Genomic DNA, 15,981 nt, shown 5'->3' with positions numbered 1-15,981 from the left:
CAACGACGAAGGGCCCTCTTGCGAGGGCCCTTCGGTCGTTTCAGGCGATGTGTTCTTCTTCGAGTTGTGCTGCGTGACGGGTGGTGAAGCGGCTGACCATCCGGTCGGCGTCGCGTGACGGGATCGTGATGCCGTAGGTCGCTTCCACGTCGTCCCTGAACTGGCCCGAGGTGGGGTAGCCGCTGCCGTTTATCGACTTCTTGAAGACGAGAAAGAAGTCTTCGTCGGTCGGCTCCGTGCCACCCCCCGCTCCCATCTCCCGCATACGACCGGGACCTGCCGGGATCTGGAAGGTACCGGTGTCCTCCATGGAGGGCTCAGGGGCCGGAGCGGGCTCCTCCTCCTGCTGCTGGAACGCCTCCTCCTGCCGGAATGCCTGCTGCTGCGGGAACGGCTGCTGTTGCCGTTCGAACCGCTGCTGCTCCTCCTCGTACTGCTGGAACTGCTCGGCCTGCTGCTGCTCCGCGTACCACTGGCGGTAGGCCGAGTCCGGGTCGTACGTCGGGTCGTAGCCGCCCTGGTACGCCACCGTCTGCGGGTCCCGCGCCTGGAGCCACTGGCTCTGCGGCTCGGGGCGGTCCGCCGGCTGCTCGGGCTGCTGGTGCGCCTCGACGGCGGGGAGCTGCTCGCGGACCGGTGCCGGGGCGTTCTGGACGGCCGGTGCCGCCGGCTGCTCCGGCTCGCGAGCCGGCTCCAACTGCGGGGCGGGGGGCAGCAGTACGGGTTCGATGCCCGCCGCGGCCAGGCCCGAGGGGGCCGTCTCCGCGAGGGGGACGCCGTAGCGGGCCAGGCGCAGCGGCATCATCGACTCCACCGGGGCCTTGCGGCGCCAGGCGCGGCCGAAGCGGGAGTGCAGGCGGGCCTGGTAGACGAGGCGGTCCTGCTCCAGCTTGATGACCTGCTCGTAGGAGCGCAGCTCCCACAGCTTCATGCGGCGCCAGAGCAGGAACGTCGGGATGGGCGAGAGCAGCCAGCGGGTGAGGCGGACGCCCTCCATGTGCTTGTCGGCCGTGATGTCGGCGATCCGGCCGATCGCGTGCCGGGCCGCCTCGACGGAGACCACGAACAGGATCGGGATCACCGCGTGCATGCCGACACCCAGCGGGTCCGGCCAGGCCGCCGCGCCGTTGAACGCGATCGTCGCGACCGTCAGCAGCCACGCCGTCTGACGCAACAGCGGGAAGGGGATCCTGATCCAGGTCAGAAGCAGATCGAGGGCGAGCAGGACGCAGATACCCGCGTCGATGCCGATCGGGAAGACGTACGCGAAGTTCCCGAAGCCCTTTTTCAGGGCGAGTTCGCGCACGGCGGCGTACGAACCGGCGAAGCCGATACCGGCGATGACGACCGCACCGGAGACCACCACGCCGATGAGCACCCGGTGCATACGTGTGAGCTGAATGGGCGCGGACACCCGGACTCCCCTCCCCTTACATGTTGTTGCGCGCAACAGGGTGGCACATGTGTGCGGCGTCCTGGGTGCCGGTCTGTCAGGAGCCCGGCCCGCGAAGGGGCCGGGCTCCGTCAAAACGCTTCATTGACCTGCGAGTTGAGGCCCGAACGTGATGTGGATGTGACGGTCAGCTCTTCTTCGTGGCCGACGGGGAAGGAGAGGCGCTCGCGGTCTTGGAGGGCGAGGAGGAGGACGGGGAAGAGGGGGAGGCGCCGGTGTCGCTTCCGGTGCCGTTGGCCGACGTGACCGCCGCCACCGCCTCCTTCACGGCCTTCTCCGCCGCCTTCGTCAGCGTGTCCGCGCTCGGCGTCTTCTCGCCCGCGAGGCCCGCGCCGTTGTAGTCGATCGTGACGACCACGTTCTCGACCCGCGCCACCACCGTCTGCTGCTTGAAGGCGCCTTCCTTCTTCTTCAGGTCGTAGCGCACCGCCGTGGCCTCGTCGCCCGCACCCGCGACCGGCGCCGACTTGGCGTTCTTCGCGCCGGTGACGGCCTGCGCCTCCTGCACCTGCTTCGCGTAGTACGCGGCGGCCAGCTTGTCGCCCTCGCCCTGCGTCTGCGAGGAGTCGAAGCGCAGCAACGACACGTTCAGCCAGCGGAACTGCGAACCCTTGACCCCGTTGTTGTCCAGGCTCGTCCAGGAGCAACTGCCGCGCGACGCAACGTCGCTGGACGTGCCCTCCTTGCCGGACTTGGCGCCCTTCGGCACCAGTTCGGTCAACGTCTTCTTCGACAGCACCGCACACGGCTCGGGCAGCTTCTTGTACGCCGCCGCCTGCACCGTCGGAGCGGCGGTGGCGTCGGCGGAAGTCGTCGCACCGAGGCCCGCCGTCTCCTTGCCCGCGCCGTCGCCGGAGCCGGAGTCCGAGGAGCAGCCGGCCGCGATCAGCATCACCGGGACGGCGGCCGCGCAGACAAGGAGGCGGCTCAGACGCTTCGCCCGCTGCTGGTCACTGTGCTCTCGCTGTGCTGGTTGATGCATGGTTCCTTCACTCATGACGCTCGTGGTTCCTGCCGTCGGATCGGGTCCGAGGGGCCACGGTACGCGGTGAGTCAGCTGTGCGGTCTCCGTTCACGGGCTTTGCGGGACCCCGCGAACGGCCCTCCCGAACGCCCTAACCGTTGAGCGAGTCGGCCAGCTGCGCGGCCAGTTTCCGCGCCCTGTCCTGCATCTTCTGGCTGTCCGGCACGACACCGACGGTCGCCGGCTGCTCCTCGTACTCGATGGTCACAATCACGTTGGACGTGCGAAACACCACAGTCACCGTGCGCTGCCGCGCCGTCGAACCCGAACTGCTCAACGCGTCGTCGAGGAACGCCTCGTCGCCGAGATCGGAGAGGGTGCGGGGCTGGAGTCCGGTGGGGGAGGCGGAGACGGAAGAGGAGGCGGAGGTCGAGCCGGAGGCGGACGTGGAGGACGAGGTCGAGGAGGTGGCGGAGGACGATGGGGTGGCGGAGGCGGAACTGGAGGGCGTCGCGGAATCCGACGCCGATCCGGCCCCGGCCCCGGACGCCGATGCCGAGTCCGACCCCGACGCGGAGTCCGACGCCGTGGCGCTCGCCGTCGGCTCCGGGAGATCCGCCGCCGTCTGCTTCGTCGCGAAGATCGTCTGCGCCTGGTTGTCGTCGCTCACGGCGTTCTCGTAGGACACCACCCGCTCGAAGTCGACCAGCAGATGGTCGGTCGCGTCCGTGGACTCCACCTTCCACCGGCAGCCCACCTTGCGGTCCGTGTCGTACGTCAGCGTCGCCTCGCCCGCGTACGCCGTCTCGCGCTGCTCCGCGTCCGTGATCTGCTTGATACCGGGGAGCAGGGAGTCCAGCGTGCCGTGGCCGACCACGCCGCAGGGCTCCGGAAGCGTGCGGTACTTGCCGGGCTGGGCCACCGCCGTCGCCGTACCGGCCTCGCCCGGGTTCGCGTCGTCCGTCGTACCGCTGTCGGCCGAGCCGCTCGTGCAGCCGGCCAGCAGCGCCACGAGGAGCGCGGCGGTGCCGGGTACGTAGGCCTTCCGCTGCACGGTCGGGCTCCTCTCGACGGGGTGTCGGGTGAGTGTTCGGACGGTTGCGGGGTGGGGGGTGTCGGCTGTGTTCCGCGCCCCTCGACCCCTTCAACGATCCAGGGTCTGCCAGTGTCCCCGCTGGTTAATCGCTTGCCGCACCGGGGGACCCCCTGGAGACAATGTCTATCGCACGTACAGCTGTTGACGCCGGTCCGCTGTCCCTTTCGTTGACCTTGGCGCCGGTTTTGCGATGTATGGCTTTTGAGCTTTTTTGATTACCCACGGGGGAATGAGGACGATATGTCGTACGTGGAAATGCCGGGCGCGAAGGTCCCGATCCGCATGTGGGCCGACCCGGCGTCGGTCGAGGAGGGCGCGCTCCAGCAGCTGCGCAACGTCGCGACCCTGCCGTGGATCAAGGGCCTGGCAGTCATGCCGGACGTGCACTACGGCAAGGGTGCGACGGTCGGTTCGGTCATCGCGATGCAGGGCGCGGTGTGCCCGGCGGCGGTGGGGGTCGACATCGGCTGCGGAATGTCCGCGGTGAAGACGTCACTCACGGCGAACGATCTTCCCGGCGATCTGTCGCGGCTGCGGTCGAAGATCGAGCAGGCGATTCCGGTGGGGCGGGGGATGCATGACAGCCCGGTGGAGCCGGGGCGGTTCTACGGGCTGGCTACTGGGGGGTGGGACGACTTCTGGGGGCGGTTCGACGGGGTTGCCGAAGCGGTCAAATTCCGTCAGGAACGTGCACAAAAGCAGATGGGAACGCTCGGATCCGGAAACCACTTCACAGAAGTGTGCATAGATGGCGACGGTTCGGTCTGGCTCATGCTCCACTCCGGATCCCGGAACATCGGCAAGGAACTGGCCGAGCATCACATCGGTACGGCCCAGAAGCTCCCGCACAACCAGGGCCTGGTCGACCGTGATCTCGCCGTCTTCATCGCGGACACCCCGCAGATGGCGGCGTACCGCAACGACCTGTTCTGGGCGCAGGAGTACGCGAAGTACAACCGCACGATCATGATGGCGCTCCTGAAGGACGTGATCCGCAAGGAGTTCAAGAAGGCGAAGCCGACCTTCGACGCCGAGATCTCGTGCCACCACAACTACGTGAGCGAGGAGCGGTACGAGGGCGTCGACCTGCTGGTCACCCGTAAGGGAGCGATCCGCGCCGGCTCCGGCGAGTACGGGATCATCCCGGGCTCGATGGGCACCGGCTCGTACATCGTGAAGGGCCTCGGCAACGAGAAGTCCTTCAACTCGGCCTCGCACGGCGCCGGTCGGCGCATGAGCCGTAACGCGGCCAAGCGTCGCTTCTCGGTGAAGGACCTGGAGGAGCAGACACGGGGTGTGGAGTGCCGTAAGGACTCCGGCGTCGTGGACGAGATCCCGGGCGCGTACAAGCCGATCGAGCAGGTCATCGATCAGCAGCGGGACCTTGTCGAGGTCGTGGCGAAGCTGAAGCAGGTCGTGTGCGTGAAGGGCTGAGCTCCGCAGCTCCGCAACTCCTCTGAGATCGCTGTGAATTCGCGGCCTATTGCTGTGGATTTCCGTCGCCGTCGCACGTCAAATGCGTTCTCCATTCACGCGCTCGATCAGCGAAAGCATTGGTTGCACGCGCCCCTCATTGCTGGCCTCGAAATTCGCTGTGATGCTGCCCGGGAGTTCATCCAACCCCCACCCGCAGCGTCTCGGAGGACAGCACATGCTTGAGCGGCAGCAGAATCAGAGTGAGTTGAGCCGGCGGACCGTGGTGGCCGCCGGGGCGGTCGGCGTCCTTGCGGCGACCGCCCTCGGCAGTGTCACCTCGGCCCAGGCCGCCACGAAGGCTTCCGGCGGGCTGAAGGTCGGTGTCGGCAAGGCCGCGTTCACGCCCGCCGCCTCGCTGTTGCCGCTGGACAACTTCACCGCCGTGCACGACGACCTGAACGTCCGTGTCCTGCTGGTGGAGTCCGGGTCCCGGAGTATCGCGCTGGCCGTGCTGGACCTGACCTCGATCAGCGCGGAGGCGATCGCGCTGATGCGGGACGCCATCACCGCGGCGACCGGTATCGCCGCCGCGAACATCATGGTCACCGTCACGCACTGCTTCTCCGCGCCGCATGTGCAGGCGAGTTCGTCCTCGGCCGGGGCCGCCGCGTATGTGCAGAACATCGTCGGCGCCACCAAGTCCGCCGTCGCCGACGCCGTGAAGAACCTCCAGGACGCCGAGGTCGGCTACGGCTCCGGTCGAGTTGACGTCAACGTGAACCGCAACGTCCTCACCGCCGACGGCTATTGGCTCGGTGTGAACGAGCAACTGCCCTCGGACAAGGGCGTGTACGTCGCCCGGTTCAACGACCTCGACGGCAACCCGATCGCCATCCTGGCCAACTACAACGTGCAGTCGTGCGTGATGCAGGACTCCGTCATGGCCGACGGCACCCTGCCGATCTCCGCCGACCTCGCCGGTGCGGCCATGACGCACGTCGAGGCGCAGTACCCCGGTGCCGTCGGGTTCTGGCTGGTGGGCGCGTGCGGTGACCAGTTCCCGGCGTACCGCTCGAAGCGGTACACGATCGACAAGGACAAGGGCTGGACCTACGGCGTCGATCTGCACGACGCCGGGTTCGCGCTGCTGACCGCGCAGGGCGAGCGGCTCGGGAACGAGATCGTGCGGGTGGCGCAGGGGATCGGCAAGTACGAGAGCGGCAAGCAGGTCGTGGTGCGGCTGGTCACCGACGACATCACCACCACCCAGGTCACCGGCCCGCAGGCCGGCGCGCCCACCAAGGCCGTCACCTTCACGCCCACCGGCACCGCCCAGGTGCCGCTCTGGGTCTTCCAGGTCGGCAAGGGTGTCTTCGCGGGTGTGGAGCCGGAGTTGTCCACCACGACCGCGACCTCGATCCGTGAGAACTCGTCCTTTTCCAGCACGTTCGTCATGTCGATGTTCGAGGGCGGCGCCAAGAACATGCCCGACAAATGGAATTTCGACCACGTCACCTATGCGGCGGTCGACGGCTTCTATATCGAGGGCACCGCGGAGAAGGCGGCCTCCCGAATCGGGCGCATTATCAAGTCCCTGAACTGAGGTGTGGAAAATGACGACAAGGCGCGCTTTCTTAGCGCGGGTTCTGGGTTCGTCGGCAGTGGTTGTGTCGGGGCTGGCGGCCTGTGACTCGGGTTCGGACGACTCCGGGAGCGGCAGCGGCCATGTCAAAGGTGCCACCGCGATCACCAAGGTCTACGGCGACGGCCAGAAGTTCATCGCGGTGGCCGTCGAGTACGACACCGAGATCGACACGTCCAAGCTCTCGGTGTCCTCCTTCGAGGTCGAGGGTCGTACGGTCACCAAGGTCTACGCCAACTCCCGCGCGGCGACGGCCGATCGGGGCACCGACGGCACGTACGTCATCGTCGAACTGTCTCCCGACGACGACAGCGCCCTGCTGTGGGGAGGCGTGGGGTCGGGCGGCGGGGGCGCGCCGGGGACCGCTCAGCCGTCGGTCTCGGTCTCGGTCTCGGAGTCGAGCGAGCCCTCGGCGTCCTCTTCGAGCAGCCCCTACGTCATCCCCGGTCCGCAGGTGGGCTCGACGGGCGGACCGGCCACCATCAAGGCGGCTAAGGGCACTGTCACCCAGGCCGGCACCGTCACGACCACCGGCGGCACCGGCTACGCCGCGGGTGACACCAAGGTCACCACCAGCAGGACGGTGAACCTGATCGTCGACGACTTCGAGCAGTTCACGTACAAGGACTCGAGGACCGGCAGGTCGCTGCCCTGCAACCTCTACATCCCCAAGGACTACGACCGGACCAAGTCCTATCCGCTCGTCCTCTTCATGCACGACGCGAGCCTGATCACCACCACGGTGCGGGCGACGCTGGTGCAGGGCCTGGGCGCGGTGTGCTGGGCAGCCCCCGAGGACCAGGCCGAGCGCCCGGCGTTCGTGCTGGCGCCCCAGTACCCGGAGGTGGTCGTCGGCGACGACTACAAGCCGACGACGCTCTTCGACACCACGGTCGACCTGGTCAGGTCACTGACCGCGAAGTACAGCATCGACACCGATCGCCTGTACTCCACAGGTCAGTCCATGGGCGCGATGATGACCCTCGGCCTGAACATCAAGTACCCCGACCTCTTCGCGGCCTCATGGGTCGTCGCCGGCCAGTGGCCCGCCGCCCAGGCCGCGCCGCCGGCGAAGAAGAACCTCTGGGTCACCGTCTCGCAGGGCGACACCAAGGCCTGTCCCGGAGAGAACGCCATCATGGCTGTCGTCGAGAAGGCCGGGACGAAGGTCGGCCGCGCGGTTTGGGACGGCCGGTCGACGGCGGCGGAGTTCGCCGCGGACGTCAGGGCCATGGCGGCCAAGGGCACGACGGTCAACTACGCCACGTTCAAGAAGGGTTCGACCCTGGCCGGAGGGAAGGCCAATGCCCACGGCGTCGAGCACAACTCGACGTGGCCGATCGCCTACACCATCGAGGACATCAGGGCGTGGATCTTCCAGCAGCGGAGGGCCAAGTAGTAGTGGAGCGACAACTGGCGGGCCGCGCCTACTTGTTCGGGGCGTGCGTCACCGCGTAGATCATCACGAAGGCGATGAGGTGGATGCCGAAGAGGAAGTAGCCGAGGAAGTACCAGACCTTGCGCTCGTTCCTGGTCTCCTCGGCCAACCGGCGCTTGTCCAGGGCCTCTTGGGAGTTGTCCGGGCCAACTGGACTGGCCGGGCCGCCCGCTTCGTCGGGCATCACAGCTCCCTGTGGACCTTGGTGTTCGAGGCCTGGGCGCGGGGGCGGACCACGAGGAGGTCGATGTTGACGTGGCTGGGGCGGGTGACCGCCCAGGTGATGGTGTCGGCCACGTCGTCGGCGGTGAGGGGCTCGGCGACGCCCGCGTAGACCTTCGCCGCCTTCTCCGCGTCGCCGCCGAAGCGGGTCAGCGCGAACTCGTCCGTCTTGACCATGCCGGGCGCGACCTCGATGACCCGCACCGGGGTGCCGACGATCTCCAGGCGCAGGGTCTCGGCGAGGACGTGCGCGCCGTGCTTGGCGGCGACATAGCCCGCGCCGCCCTCGTACGTGCCGTGTCCCGCCGTGGAGGAGACGACCACGACCGTGCCGTCGCCGCTCGCGGTGAGGGCGGGGAGGAGGGCCTGGGTGATGTTCAGGGTGCCGAGGACGTTCGTCTCGTACATCGTGCGCCAGTCGGCGGGGTCGCCGGTCGCGACGGGGTCGGCGCCGAGTGCACCGCCCGCGTTGTTGATCAGGACGCCGATGGTCTTGAAGGCGGTCGCGAACTCGTCGACGGCAGCGCGGTCGGTGATGTCCAGGGCGTACGCCGTGGCCTGGCCGCCGGTCGCGTTGATCTCCTCGGCGAGCGCTTCGATGCGGTCCTTGCGGCGGGCGGTGACGACGACGCGGTAACCGGCCGAGGCGAGCTGCCGGGCGGTGGCGGCGCCGATTCCACCGCTCGCCCCGGTGACGACCGCGATACGGGAGGCGGCGGACGGTGCGGCGGTGGCCATGAGCTGCTCCTCGGGACGGATCAACGAGATCGATCGTATGGATCAACGAGATCGTGTGAACGAGTTCGTGTGTACGACTCCGTCCAGGATAGGGGGGCCGGTTCCGGGGGCCGGGTCAGTTCCCCCTGGGCGCCCACATGATCACGGCCATCCCGGCCAGGCAGATCAGGGCGCCGGTGATGTCCCAGCGGTCGGGCCGGTAGCCGTCCGCGACCGCGCCCCAGGCCAGCGAGCCGGCGACGAAGATCCCGCCGTAGGCCGCGAGGATGCGGCCGAAGTGGGCGTCGGGCTGGAAGGTGGCGACGAAGCCGTAGACGCCGAGGGCCATGATCCCGCCGCCGATCCAGAGCCAGCCGCGGTGCTCGCGCACCCCCTGCCAGACCAGCCAGGCGCCGCCGATCTCGAAGACGGCGGCGACGACGAAGAGGGCTGCGGAGCGGAGGACGAGCATGGTCGCCATCGAATCACGCGGCCTGTCACCTGATGGACGGCGCCTGTCGCACGCTCCGCGTGGGATACATCCGTACGACCACGGTGGCGTGGTGCAAGGGCGCGGCGTACTACTGAGGAGCGGATGGCATGCGGGTACTACGGGTACTACGGATTCTTGCGGTAGGGGCTGCCGCGCTGGCGGTGACGGGCGCGGCCCCCGGGCCGGCGGGTCACCCGGATGTCCCGGGCCCGGAGGCGGATCTCGCCTATCACGGCTCCGCGTCCATGACCGGCGGCCGGGTCGACGTGCGGTTCACCCCGCGCAACCACGGCCCGTCCGCGGTGCCCGACGCGACCGTACGGCTGCGCTGGTCGAAGCCGCTCGCGGACGCGCAGACGCTGCCGGCGGGGTGCGCGCGGTCGGGGGAGCGGGTGGTGGTGTGCCGGACGGGCGCGCTGGCCGCGGACGCGGTGGGCGAGCGGATCGAGCTGCGGGTACGGCTGCGGGACGCGTCCTCCGAGGTGCTGCTGGAGCTGGACACGGTGTGGGGCGGGGGCGCGGTGGACGGGAACCGGGCCAACGACCAGCAGCGGGTGCTGGTCCTGGACACCGGTGACACGTACTACTTCTGAGCCCCACCCCTAGTACGGCGGAGCCAGGCCCGCGAGCGCGTCGTACGATCTCGATCTCCGCACGGCACCCACGGCACGTACGGAACGGCACAGGCGACGAGGGGTACGACATGTCCGGGAACGCGCGGGCGCGGCTGCTGGACGAGTTGTCCTCCGTATCGCGCCGGTACATGGCGTCGTACGCCCTGTTCAACCAGGCCGTCGCCGACCGGCTGGGGCTGCACCCCACCGATCTGCAGTGCCTGAACCTGCTCGCGCTGGAGGCCGGGCCCGTGACCACGGGCCGGGTCGCCGAGCTGACCGGCCTGACGACGGGGTCGGCGACCCGGCTCGTGGACCGGCTGGAGCGGGCCGGGTACGTCGTCCGGGAGCGGGACGGGGAGGACCGGCGACGGGTCCTGGTGGCGACGGTGCCGGAGAAGATCACCGAGTTCGGACGCATGTGGAACCGGTTGGGCGGCGGCTGGTTCACCCTCTTCGACGAACTGGACGACACCGAACTCGCCGTGATCGTCGGGCACATGAGGCGGACGGTGGAGTTCAGCGGGCGGCAGATCGCGCGGTTGCGGGCGGGCGAGGTCTAGCGGGAGGTCCAGCGCCCTGACGTGCCCCTAGGGGGAGGCTCCACCCTTCGTCTCCACCCGGATTTCCACCCGTGGGTCCGGGAGCTTTTTCGGCTTCGGCGGGAGAGTCGGTCTCAGGAAAACGCGCGGCGGGCTCACCGCCGGAGACCGAGGAGTGGGACGTCATGACGGACATGGAGCAGGCGCTGACGATCAGCGGGGGCATCTTCGCGGTGATGATGCTGACGCAGTACGGGCGCCGGAAGTACGACCTGCACAAAGTGCTGATGCCGATCGGCACGGTGTCGGCGGTCGGGTACTTCTATCTGCGGGGGATGCCCACCCAGCACGTCGACTTGGTCGTCTATCTGGTGGGTGCCGCGATCGGGCTGGCCTGCGGGGTTGTCGCCACCTTCACCACCGGCGTGGAGCGCGACCCGGCCTCGGGGCATGTGCACACCCGGTGCGGTGCGGGGTTCGTGGCGATCTGGACGGCGGTGGTCGCCCTGCGCGTCGCGTTCATCTACCTGGCCGAGCACAACACCTGGTTCCGCGACCACCTCGGCACGTTCATGGTGGAGCACCAGATAGTGCAGGACGCCATCGCACCGTTCTTCGTCATCATGGCGCTGGCCATGGTCCTCACCCGGGTGTTCCTGCTGCTGGCCCGTGTGCGGCTGCTGCCGGCCGGGGTCCAGGGGGCGGCTCTCACCCAGGGGTCTTCACCAGTCCGTGGATGAACGCGTACTTCACGGCATGCGCCCGGTCCCGCAGATGCGCTTTGGAGAAGAGGTTGTTGATATGCGTCTTCACCGTGGCCTCGCTCACCACCAGCCGCCCGGCGATCCCCCGGTTGGTGAGGCCCTCACCGATCAGCGTGAGCACCTCGATCTCCCGGGGGGTGAGATCCGGGGCGAGTCCCGTGCCCGTGCGTTCGACGGGGGCACCGCCCCGCGCGGCGGCGGCGACGAGCCGGTCCCGTACGGCGGGGTCGAGCACGGACTGCCCGGCCGCCGCGACCCGCACCGCGCGGGTGATGTCCTGCCGGCCGGATTCCTTGGTGAGGTAGCCGCGGGCACCGGCACCGAGCGCGGCGAGGATGTACTCCTCGTCGGCGAAGGTGGTGAGCACGACGACGGCGACCTGCGGGAACCGCTCGGTGACCAGCCGGGTGGCCTCGACCCCGTCCATCCGCGGCATGTTGAGATCCATCAGGATCACATCGGGCGAGTACGCCTCGGCGGCCAGCACGGCCTCCCGGCCGTCCTTCGCCGTCGCCACGACCTCCACGCCGGGCTGCAGATCCAGTACGGTCGCCAGCGCCTCGCGGACGGCGGTCTGGTCGTCGGCCACCACCACCCGCACCGTGGGCTGTTGCTCGCCCGGTCCCTGTCCTTGGCCCTGTCCCGGTTCCTGTCGCTCGTCGCTCATCCGGGGATCACCACGCGCACCTGCCATCCTCCTGCGTCGTCGCCGTCCACGATCGGCCCGGCCGTGACCGTGCCGCCCACCAGGTCGAGGCGCTCGCGCATCCCGACCAACCCCATTCCGCTCCCCGCACCGGCCAGTGGCCGCGAACCCTCCGTCGGCGGCGCGGAGTTGACCACCTCGAAGACGGTCTCGTCCGGGCGGTGCTCCAGGCGCATGCGGACCTGGGCGCCGGGTGCGTACTTGTGCGCGTTGGTCAGCGCCTCCTGGGCGCAGCGCACGATCACCTGGGCGAGGCGGACGGGCAGTTCACGCGGCGGCCCGTCGACGGTCAGGGTACCGGCGTCGGAGACGGAGCCGAGCATGGACCGCAGCGTCTCCACCAGCGGCAGCGCGTCCTCCCGCAGGTCCCCGACCGTGCGCTGCACCTCGGTGAGCCCCGAGCGCACCAGGCTCTGTGCCCGCTGGGCGGCCTGCCGGGCCCGTTCGATGTCACCGGACTCCAACAGGGCGTCGGTGACCTCCAGTTGCATGTTCACCCCGGCCAGCGAGTGGGCCAGTACGTCGTGCACGTCCCGGGCGATCCGGGCCCGTTCGGCGAGCGCCTCGGCCCGTGCCTCGGCCCGCGAGGCCAGCTCGGCCTGCTCGGCGGCGGCCCGCGCGGAGCGCAACGCCTCGGTGTGGGCGCGGTTGGAGAGGCCGACCAGCACCGTGATCCCGCTGAAGGCGCCCACCATCCACGAGGTGCCGTGGCCGCCCCACGGCAGGAGCAGCACCCCGGCGCACACGGCGCTGGTGGCCGCCGCGAAGGGCAGCGAGCGGCGGCTGTCGAGCCGGTATCCGGCGTGCCCGGTGACGAAGTACGCGAACAGGGCCGCCGCACCGGAGCGGTCAAGACCCATCAGCGCCGCCGCCCCGGCCGACCAGACGCACAGCACCGCGAGCTGCGGGCCGGGCCCCAGCCGTCCCTCGGGGATCAGCCGCGTGCACATCATCAGTGAGACCAGGACGAGCAGACACAGCACCGCGAGCCCGGTCCCGGACAGGCCGATCGGCCGCACCACGAGCGCGGCCACGGTGATACCGACGACGGTGCCGAGGACCTGGATGGGGTTGTTGTCCGCCGTGAACCACCGGATCGCGGCCTGAGCTCGGTTCATCAGGTCCCAGTCTCCACTGTCGTCCGGCCGCTGCCCACTGTCCTCCGGGCGCTGTCCACTGTCGTCCGGGCGCTGCGAAAGCTACCAGCGTGCGGGTGTGGGCCCGTCGGCGGTGGTCAGCGCGCGCCCGGCGCTCCTTGCACGCCCTGCACACCCTGCACGCCCTGCGCGTACGCCGTCGGTGTCACCCCGACCGTCGCCGTGAAGTCCCGGACCAGGTGGGCCTGGTCGGCATAGCCGAGGTCGGCGGCCAGTCCCGCCCAGTCCACGGGCTCCTCGGCGCCCGCCCGCTCCAGGGCCTCGTGGATGCGGTACCGCAGGATGACCCACTTGGGGCCGACACCGACGTACGCGGCGAAGAGGCGTTGCAGCAGTCGTACGGAGAGGCCTTCGGCGTGGGCGAAGTCGGTCACGCGGCGGATGGTGCGGTCGGCGCGGATGCGGTCGACCAGGGTGGTCGCGAGCTCGGCCTGCGGATCGGGGCGGAGATCGAGGGCGAGGAGGAAGGAGTCCAGGGCGGTGACGCGGGCGGTGTCGTCGGCGGGGTCGAGGATCGTGCCGGGGTCGATGTCCGGGAGCACGTCGGGTTGCCGGACCCGTAGCCCGGTCCACTCCGACACGGGCCGGTCGGGGGCGACGGCACGGAAGGCGCCGGGCCGGAACTTGATCCCGCAGACCCGCCCCTTCCCCTCCAGCTTCTGCGCGAAGAGACCGTGCGGGATGCCCGCGATCTCGACGAAGGCGTCCTCGCCGGCGAGCCGCTGGAAGACGATGTGCACGGCCGGGTGCGGGACGACGTGCGAGACGTAGGGCTCGGTCAGGTCCCAGTCGATGAGCCAGTAGTGCTCGATGTACGGGCGGAGGGGCTCGGCGGGTTCGGGGCGGCGGAAGTGCACGCGGGTGAGGAGCTCGGTGGGGTCGACGATTCCGCGGGTGTCGTCGGCTGTCCTCCGGGTGTCGCGGTGCGGGGCGGCCATGTACGGATCGTAGGTCCGCCCACTGACAGCGCGCGGAATATGTGTGAGGGGGCGGCCGTTGCAGGGTATAGTTGAATAATCAACAACCTGGAGGGTGAACGACCATGCAGTTCGGGATCTTCAGCGTCGGCGATGTCACACCGGACCCGACCACCGGACGGACGCCGACCGAGCGTGAGCGCATCAAGGCCATGGTCGCCATCGCGCTGAAGGCCGAGGAGGTCGGGCTCGACGTCTTCGCGACCGGTGAGCACCACAACCCGCCGTTCGTGCCCTCGTCGCCCACCACGATGCTCGGCTTCATCGCGGCCCAGACCGAGAAGCTGATCCTCTCCACCTCCACCACCCTCATCACCACCAACGACCCGGTGAAGATCGCGGAGGACTTCGCGATGCTCCAGCACCTGGCCGACGGCCGGGTGGACCTGATGATGGGCCGCGGCAACACCGGCCCGGTGTATCCGTGGTTCGGCCAGGACATCCGCCAGGGCATCAACCTGGCGATCGAGAACTACGCTCTCCTGCGCCGCCTGTGGCGCGAGGACGTCGTGAACTGGGAGGGCAAGTTCCGCTCCCCGCTCCAGGGCTTCACCTCGACGCCGCGCCCGCTGGACGACGTACCGCCGTTCGTCTGGCACGGCTCGATCCGCAGCCCCGAGATCGCCGAGCAGGCCGCCTTCTACGGCGACGGCTTCTTCCACAACAACATCTTCTGGCCGGCCGACCACACCAAGCGCATGGTCGAGCTGTACCGGGAGCGGTACGCGCACTACGGCCACGGCACGCCGGAGCAGGCGATCGTCGGGCTCGGCGGCCAGGTCTTCATGCGCAAGAACTCGCAGGACGCGATCCGGGAGTTCCGCCCGTACTTCGACAACGCGCCGGTCTACGGCCACGGGCCCTCCCTGGAGGACTTCACCGACCAGACCCCGCTGACCGTCGGTTCCCCGCAGGAGGTCATCGAGAAGACCCTCGCGTTCCGGGACTACGCCGGTGACTACCAGCGCCAGCTGTTCCTGCTGGACCACGCCGGGCTGCCGCTCAAGACGGTCCTGGAGCAGCTCGACCTGCTGGGCGAGGAGGTCGTACCGGTCCTGCGCAAGGAGTTCGCGGCGAACCGCCCGGCGGACGCACCGGAGGCCCCGACGCACGAGTCGCTGAAGTCCGCCAAGACAGCCGCATCGGAAAAGGCTTCGGAAGGGGTGACCGTCGCATGAAGCTCGTAGTCGTCTCGGCGGGGCTGAGTGTTCCCTCGTCCACCCGTCTGCTGGCCGACCGGCTGGCGGCGGCGGTGGACGGGCGGACCCCCGTCGACATACAGGTCGTGGAGCTGCGTGACCTCGCGGTCGAGATAGCGCACAACTTCACCAACGGCTTCGCCGGCCGTTCGCTCGCCGCCGCGCTGGACGCGGTGACGGAGGCGGACGGGCTGATCGTGGTGACACCGGTGTTCTCGGCGTCGTACAGCGGACTGTTCAAGTCCTTCTTCGACGTACTGGAGAAGGACGCGCTGGCCGGAAAGCCGGTGCTGATCGCGGCGACGGGCGGCAGCGCGAGGCACTCCCTGGTACTGGACCACGCCCTGCGCCCGCTGTTCGCCTACCTGCGCGCAGTGGTCGTCCCGACCGGGGTCTACGCGGCCTCGGAGGACTGGGGCGCGGAGGGCCTGCCGGAGCGGATCGAACGGGCGGCGGGGGAGCTGGGGGCGCTGATGAAGGGTCTGTCGACAGCGAGCCCGGCGAAGCAGCCGACAGTCGTACCGTTCGCGGAACAACTGGCGGCGCTTTCTCCTTCGGCTTCTCAGCGCAGGCCGGCACAA

Annotated in this window: 17 protein-coding genes; 8 read left to right on the top strand and 9 right to left on the bottom strand. The window is 69.3% G+C overall.

The annotated features are described in order from the left end of the window. Nucleotides 1-40: 40 nt before the first annotated feature. The 3 genes from SPR02S_RS33085 to SPR02S_RS64460 form a co-directional block, all read right to left on the bottom strand. Complete coding sequence (locus tag SPR02S_RS33085; RefSeq protein ID WP_019061322.1) at nucleotides 41-1,387, bottom strand: DUF2637 domain-containing protein; 1,347 nt, start codon at nucleotides 1,385-1,387, stop codon at nucleotides 41-43. A gap of 193 nt (nucleotides 1,388-1,580) precedes the next feature. Further along, complete coding sequence (locus SPR02S_RS33080) at nucleotides 1,581-2,450, bottom strand: DUF3558 family protein (RefSeq protein WP_019061321.1); 870 nt, start codon at nucleotides 2,448-2,450, stop codon at nucleotides 1,581-1,583. A gap of 118 nt (nucleotides 2,451-2,568) precedes the next feature. Beyond that, a complete protein-coding gene (locus SPR02S_RS64460) occupies nucleotides 2,569-3,471 on the bottom strand; it encodes a hypothetical protein (protein WP_019061320.1) in 903 nt (300 codons plus the stop codon). A 282-nt stretch (nucleotides 3,472-3,753) separates the two neighbouring features. Between SPR02S_RS64460 and SPR02S_RS33070 the strand changes: the two genes are divergently transcribed. The 3 genes from SPR02S_RS33070 to SPR02S_RS33060 all read left to right on the top strand — a co-directional run bounded on the left by SPR02S_RS33070 (nucleotide 3,754) and on the right by SPR02S_RS33060 (nucleotide 7,970). Then, entirely contained in the window at nucleotides 3,754-4,947 is a 1,194-nt protein-coding gene (locus tag SPR02S_RS33070; protein WP_019061319.1) for an RtcB family protein, read from the top strand. Between the two features lie 217 nt (nucleotides 4,948-5,164). After that, the gene (locus SPR02S_RS33065) at nucleotides 5,165-6,532 is read left to right on the top strand and encodes a hypothetical protein (protein WP_019061318.1); all 1,368 of its coding nucleotides are present in this window, start codon (nucleotides 5,165-5,167) and stop codon (nucleotides 6,530-6,532) included. Nucleotides 6,533-6,596: 64 nt separating this feature from the next. Beyond that, the gene (locus tag SPR02S_RS33060; RefSeq protein ID WP_020684236.1) at nucleotides 6,597-7,970 is read left to right on the top strand and encodes an alpha/beta hydrolase-fold protein; all 1,374 of its coding nucleotides are present in this window, start codon (nucleotides 6,597-6,599) and stop codon (nucleotides 7,968-7,970) included. A 28-nt stretch (nucleotides 7,971-7,998) separates the two neighbouring features. Here the strand turns inward: SPR02S_RS33060 and SPR02S_RS33055 are convergent, their stop codons facing one another. From SPR02S_RS33055 to SPR02S_RS33045, 3 genes are all read right to left on the bottom strand, one after another. Next, nucleotides 7,999-8,193 (bottom strand): hypothetical protein, encoded by a 195-nt coding sequence (locus SPR02S_RS33055; RefSeq protein ID WP_019061316.1) that lies wholly within the window; start codon nucleotides 8,191-8,193, stop codon nucleotides 7,999-8,001. Beyond that, nucleotides 8,193-8,969, bottom strand: a complete 777-nt coding sequence (locus SPR02S_RS33050) for an SDR family NAD(P)-dependent oxidoreductase (protein WP_019061315.1) — start codon at nucleotides 8,967-8,969, stop codon at nucleotides 8,193-8,195. The genes SPR02S_RS33055 and SPR02S_RS33050 overlap by 1 nt, the downstream gene beginning before the upstream one ends. 115 nt (nucleotides 8,970-9,084) lie before the next feature. Beyond that, complete coding sequence (locus SPR02S_RS33045; protein WP_026151077.1) at nucleotides 9,085-9,420, bottom strand: YnfA family protein; 336 nt, start codon at nucleotides 9,418-9,420, stop codon at nucleotides 9,085-9,087. Nucleotides 9,421-9,548: 128 nt separating this feature from the next. On the opposite strand from SPR02S_RS33045, the gene SPR02S_RS33040 reads away from it, so the two are divergent. The 3 genes from SPR02S_RS33040 to SPR02S_RS33030 all read left to right on the top strand — a co-directional run bounded on the left by SPR02S_RS33040 (nucleotide 9,549) and on the right by SPR02S_RS33030 (nucleotide 11,337). Beyond that, nucleotides 9,549-10,034, top strand: coding sequence for a hypothetical protein (locus SPR02S_RS33040; protein WP_026151076.1), 486 nt, complete (start codon nucleotides 9,549-9,551; stop codon nucleotides 10,032-10,034). Between the two features lie 110 nt (nucleotides 10,035-10,144). Beyond that, on the top strand, nucleotides 10,145-10,618 hold the full coding sequence (locus SPR02S_RS33035) for a MarR family winged helix-turn-helix transcriptional regulator (protein WP_019061312.1): 474 nt from the start codon (nucleotides 10,145-10,147) through the stop codon (nucleotides 10,616-10,618). 164 nt (nucleotides 10,619-10,782) lie between these two features. Next, nucleotides 10,783-11,337 (top strand): hypothetical protein, encoded by a 555-nt coding sequence (locus SPR02S_RS33030; RefSeq protein WP_019061311.1) that lies wholly within the window; start codon nucleotides 10,783-10,785, stop codon nucleotides 11,335-11,337. Here the strand turns inward: SPR02S_RS33030 and SPR02S_RS33025 are convergent. From SPR02S_RS33025 to SPR02S_RS56790, 3 genes are all read right to left on the bottom strand, one after another. After that, nucleotides 11,306-12,028, bottom strand: a complete 723-nt coding sequence (locus SPR02S_RS33025) for a response regulator transcription factor (RefSeq protein WP_019061310.1) — start codon at nucleotides 12,026-12,028, stop codon at nucleotides 11,306-11,308. The two genes, SPR02S_RS33030 and SPR02S_RS33025, sit on opposite strands and share 32 nt — an antisense overlap. Then, a complete protein-coding gene (locus SPR02S_RS33020) occupies nucleotides 12,025-13,185 on the bottom strand; it encodes a sensor histidine kinase (RefSeq protein ID WP_019061309.1) in 1,161 nt (386 codons plus the stop codon). Before SPR02S_RS33020 ends, SPR02S_RS33025 begins: the two co-directional genes overlap by 4 nt. Before the next feature lie 116 nt (nucleotides 13,186-13,301). Beyond that, complete coding sequence (locus tag SPR02S_RS56790) at nucleotides 13,302-14,162, bottom strand: helix-turn-helix domain-containing protein (RefSeq protein ID WP_019061308.1); 861 nt, start codon at nucleotides 14,160-14,162, stop codon at nucleotides 13,302-13,304. A gap of 104 nt (nucleotides 14,163-14,266) precedes the next feature. Here SPR02S_RS56790 and SPR02S_RS33010 point away from each other — a divergent pair, with 104 nt between their 5' ends. After that, nucleotides 14,267-15,379 (top strand): LLM class flavin-dependent oxidoreductase, encoded by a 1,113-nt coding sequence (locus tag SPR02S_RS33010; protein ID WP_019061307.1) that lies wholly within the window; start codon nucleotides 14,267-14,269, stop codon nucleotides 15,377-15,379. Further along, on the top strand, nucleotides 15,376-15,981 hold a 606-nt coding region (locus SPR02S_RS56785; protein WP_019061306.1), incomplete at its 3' end, for an FMN reductase. The genes SPR02S_RS33010 and SPR02S_RS56785, both read left to right, overlap by 4 nt.

Source organism: Streptomyces prunicolor NBRC 13075 (assembly GCF_000367365.1).
GTDB lineage: Bacteria > Actinomycetota > Actinomycetes > Streptomycetales > Streptomycetaceae > Streptomyces > Streptomyces prunicolor.
The sequence above is the reverse complement of the archived record's forward strand: the minus strand, read 5'-3'. Positions and strand labels throughout refer to the sequence as shown.